Raw genomic sequence first — 3,925 nt, forward strand, 5'->3', positions numbered from 1 at the left:
ACCCGGACTGGTCCCGGATCATGGAGAACCTGTCGACACTCGCCCGCATGGCGCGCGCCGCCGAGATCATCCTGATCTGGGCCACGCAGAAGCCGACCATGGACGCCAAGGGCGGCATCGACCCGCAGATCAGCGCCCAGATCACTTACCGCGCCGCCCTCGCCCTGAGCACGTCCGGCGAGAGCCGCGTCGTGTTCGGCGAGGACGCCACCGAGCGCGGCTGGCACGCCCACGACCTGCCGATGCCCGGCGTGGCCATGCTCCGCTCCGGACCCAAGGCGGCACCGCACCCGATCAGCACCCGGGCGTTCTCCCCGGCCGACGTCATCGCCCTCCCTGACCGCCCGGTCTGGCAGCGGTCGGCCAAGGCGCCGGCGCCTGTCCCGGCCCCGGCGTCCGAGCCGCTGCGTCTGGTGAAGGACGCCGCCCCCGCGGCTGCCGTCCCGCAGGACCTGACCGACAACCAGAAGGCCGTGCTTCAGGCCGCGATCGACGGCACGTCGACCAACGCCGCCATCGCCAAGGCGACCGGCATCAACCCCGGCTCGGTCACCCGCGCGGTCGACGCGCTGGTCAAGCGCGGGCTCCTCGCCAAGGACGGCACGACGATCCGTACGGAGGTCGCCGCATGAGCGCCAACCTCGCCCAGGCCGTGGCCGACGCCCGCGCGGCGGAGACCAACACCGAGCAGATCGCGCAGATCCTCGCCGTGGTCCAGGCCGTACAGGCGGCCACCCCCGCCCCGGCCGCGCACGCCGCCTGCAGCTGCTCGACGCAGAAGGCCAGCGGATCGTCCGCCGGGAAGGTCGCCGCGTGGATCGCGGGCGGTGCCGCCTGCGCCTGCGTCCTGGTCGGCCTGTTCCTCGCGGTCGCCCTGGTCGCCGTCGCCGTGACGGTCGGCGGCTGCGTGTCGTACCTGCTCATCCGCGAGATCCGGAAGGGGAAGTGACCATGCCCAAGCGCAACTACACCGCCGCACCGGCGGTCGCCATGACCGCCGTGTCCATGGTCCTCACCCTGGCCGTGGTCGTGATGTGGCTCGGGGACTCGATGCCGTGGCCCGTCGCCCTGGTCGTCGGACTCGGCATCGACGGCGGCTGGCTCGCGACCCTCGCGTACGACCGGCGCCTGGCCGCTCAGGGTGACCACAACACCACGGTCACCGTGGTCGGGTGGGCGTTCGGCGCGGTCGCGACCGGCGTCCTGGTCGCCCACGCGCTCACCGCCGACGGATCCGCCGGCGCATGGCTCGCCGTCGCCTGGCTGCCGATCGCGGCCAAGGCCTTGTGGCTCGTGCACGGTCTCTGGGAGCGGACCGCGCTCACCAAGACCGCCCTCGACCGGATCGCCACGATCCAGCAGGGCGCCCGCGATCAGGCGGCCATCGCCCGCGCCGAACTCCGTGCCGAGGCGGGCACCGAGGAGACCCGCCTCGACGCCGTGACGGGCGCCGGGAAGCGCGTCGCGGAGGCACAGGCCAAGGCGGCCAGGAGGCTCTCCGGCGCCTGGTCGGAGCTGGACGGAGTCCGGCAGGGCGACGGCACCGGTAGGGCTCTGACCTGCGTGACAGAGCGCGTCGCACCCGCGTCACAGGACGCGTCACAGCCCCGCTGGCAGCTCCCCGTCTGGGGCTCCTTCGAAGAACTGGCCGCCATCGAGGCACCCGCCCTGACGGACGACCAGATCGACGCGATCGTCGCGGAGCTCCGGGCCAGCACCAACCCGCCGATGTCGTACAACGCCCTCGCCCTCGCCTTCCGCAGGGCGGGCCACAGCGCCGGGGAGACCCGGCTCCGGGCGGCCTGGAAGCGCGTCACGACGTCTGAGGCGGTGGGCTCGTGATCGCCCTCGCCTACCTCGCCACCGTGGTGGTTGCCCTCGCGGTCCTGGCGGTGGCCCTGCGCCGCCGCCCGGTCCCGGCCCCCGCGCCGGTCCCGCCGGCGCCCGGACCCGACCGACTCCTGACCGACGGCACACCTGAGGTCCGGTTGATCCTCGCGGCCGCCACCCAGCTCGCCGACCTCGCCCACCGGATGGGAGCCGCAGCATGACCCGCCGACCCGCCATCCACGACGCGGCACCGAGCCTGGTCGTCTCGCACGGAGCCGACTTCTTCGGGCAGGACCACCACCTCCGCAAGGAGGTTGCCGCCCTCGCGTCCTGGGTCCAGACCTCCGTGCCGTACAACGACCGGAAGGCCGTGGCCTCACTGGTCGACGCCCTGGAGTTCCCGAAGCCCCGAACCTTCCCTGCTGCCGAAGCCGCGCTCGTCTCCGAGCAGCTGCTCACGGTCTCCCGGACCCGGCACCTCAAGCCGCGGGCGTCGGCCCTCGCCCGCGCCCTGGCCGACGCCGCCGCCCGCGCTGCCGCCGACGGCGAGTCGTGGGAGTGGACGGTCGAAGCCGCGTAACACCGAAGCCCCGCCGGCCTTTTCGGCTGGCGGGGCTTTCTTCGGTCCGTCAAACCCCAACTGCCCCAAGGGCCGTGTCGCGTGCCGGGGGGAACACCGGGCACGAAAGGTGCTTGGATTCTCTCCAGGAAATGCGAAACGGCCAGGGGGCCTAATCCCTGACCGCTTCTGACGTCCACCCGGTCTCCACAACCAAGGGACTCGTCTGTGTCCAGCGTACGGGACGCGTCAGCGTCTGCAACCCCCGAACCTCCGCGTGCCGCCACGCGGAACAGCAGCGGCCCCCGCTGCCACTGCGGCACGCCGATTGCCCATATTCCGGGCAAAGTGCCGCGTGTCTACTGCTCGGACCGCTGCCGGAAGGCCGCGAAGCGCGCAATTCAGCGCGGGATGACGTCCGGCAGCAACCCCGGACAGCTTGGGAAAGAAACAACAGAGTTTCCCGCACCCCGCCGACCTGCGGTTTCTCCGGACGGGGTGGATGGGGAGAGCCCGAGAGGCGACAGCCTCTCGGAAGGGCAGTCGCGAAGCGACGCCGCCCGCTTGCGCAAAGCGGCGCGGTACACCCGGCGCCGGACCCTATGGCGGATCACCGGCGACTCCGCGTGCAAGGGCTGCGGCCGGGCCCTGATGGACCCCGCGTCCGGCGTGATCGTCGCCCAGACCGCTGCCGGAACCTCCGTGGTCCTCGGCCTCATGCGGTGCGGGCGGATCTGGCTCTGCCCGGTCTGCGCCGCCGTGATCCGCCACCGCCGCGCCGAGGAGATCACCCAGGCCGTGGTCACCTGGCTCCAACAGGGCGGGACCGCCTACCTGGTGACCTTCACCGCCCGCCACGCGTACAAGGACGCGCTCGCCGACCTCATGGACGCTCTCCAGGGCACCCGCAAAACCGAGGACACCCCCCGGCGCCCCGGCGCCTACCAGCGGCTCATCACGGGCGGCACGTGGGCCGGACGGAAGGTCAGCGACGGCTGCCGGGCGAAGGACCAGGAGGGCATCCGCGACCGGATCGGCTACCTCGGGATGATCCGCGCGACGGAGGTGACCGTGGGTCAGGCCCACGGCTGGCACCCGCACATCCACGCGATCGTCCTCGTCGGCGGCCGGACCACCGGAGAGAAGGCGGCCAAGAGGATCACGGGCGCCTTCACGCCTGCCGAGGACCGGCTCACCGAGTGGGAAGACCACTGGCGCGCGACCTGGACCCGCACCCTCCAGGGCATCAATCCGAAGTTCCGGCCGACGGACGACTGCGAACGGGCCGACTGCCCGTGCGAGGGCAAGGGCCACGGCGTCGACTTCAAGCGGCTGCACACCGAGCGCGACGCGAACGACCTCGCCGAGTACATCGCCAAGACGCAGGACGGCAAGGCGCCGGCGCTCGAACTCGCCCGCGCCGACCTGAAAACCGCGGGCGGCGAGAACGTCACGCCGTTCGAACTCCTCGGCCGGATCGGAGACCTGACCGGAGGCGTTCCCGAGGACGACGCCCAGGGACAGGGCTCGCTGGAG

General features: G+C 72.5%; 5 protein-coding genes and 1 pseudogene. All 6 read left to right on the forward strand.

The window, feature by feature from the left end; genetic code table 11:
* A partial coding sequence (locus ACFWEE_RS32520; RefSeq protein ID WP_386894833.1) for a winged helix-turn-helix transcriptional regulator occupies window positions 1–632 on the forward strand: 632 nt, incomplete at its 5' end.
* Window positions 629–949, forward strand: coding sequence for a hypothetical protein (locus ACFWEE_RS32525; RefSeq protein ID WP_377541242.1), 321 nt, complete (start codon window positions 629–631; stop codon window positions 947–949). The genes ACFWEE_RS32520 and ACFWEE_RS32525, both read left to right, overlap by 4 nt.
* A 2-nt stretch (window positions 950–951) precedes the next feature.
* Window positions 952–1,842: a protein spdB gene (locus ACFWEE_RS32530; RefSeq protein ID WP_377541241.1), complete on the forward strand. Its 891-nt coding sequence runs from the start codon at window positions 952–954 to the stop codon at window positions 1,840–1,842.
* Complete coding sequence (locus ACFWEE_RS32535; RefSeq protein ID WP_377541240.1) at window positions 1,839–2,051, forward strand: hypothetical protein; 213 nt, start codon at window positions 1,839–1,841, stop codon at window positions 2,049–2,051. The genes ACFWEE_RS32530 and ACFWEE_RS32535 overlap by 4 nt, the downstream gene beginning before the upstream one ends.
* Complete coding sequence (locus ACFWEE_RS32540; RefSeq protein WP_377541239.1) at window positions 2,048–2,410, forward strand: hypothetical protein; 363 nt, start codon at window positions 2,048–2,050, stop codon at window positions 2,408–2,410. The genes ACFWEE_RS32535 and ACFWEE_RS32540 overlap by 4 nt, the downstream gene beginning before the upstream one ends.
* Before the next feature lie 543 nt (window positions 2,411–2,953).
* Window positions 2,954–3,925, forward strand: a pseudogene (locus ACFWEE_RS32545) (replication protein); the annotation flags it as partial.

Origin of the sequence: Streptomyces sp. NPDC060184 (genome assembly GCF_042728795.1) — a bacterium.
Taxonomy (GTDB): Bacteria; Actinomycetota; Actinomycetes; order Streptomycetales; family Streptomycetaceae; genus Streptomyces.

Excerpts from the sequence above, each read along its gene's own strand:
- ACFWEE_RS32525 (WP_377541242.1), top strand. The coding sequence starts at position 629 with ATGAGCGCCAACCTCGCCCAGGCCGTGGCCGACGCCCGCGCGGCGGAG.
- ACFWEE_RS32530 (WP_377541241.1), top strand. The coding sequence starts at position 952 with ATGCCCAAGCGCAACTACACCGCCGCACCGGCGGTCGCCATGACCGCC.
- ACFWEE_RS32540 (WP_377541239.1), top strand. The coding sequence starts at position 2,048 with ATGACCCGCCGACCCGCCATCCACGACGCGGCACCGAGCCTGGTCGTC.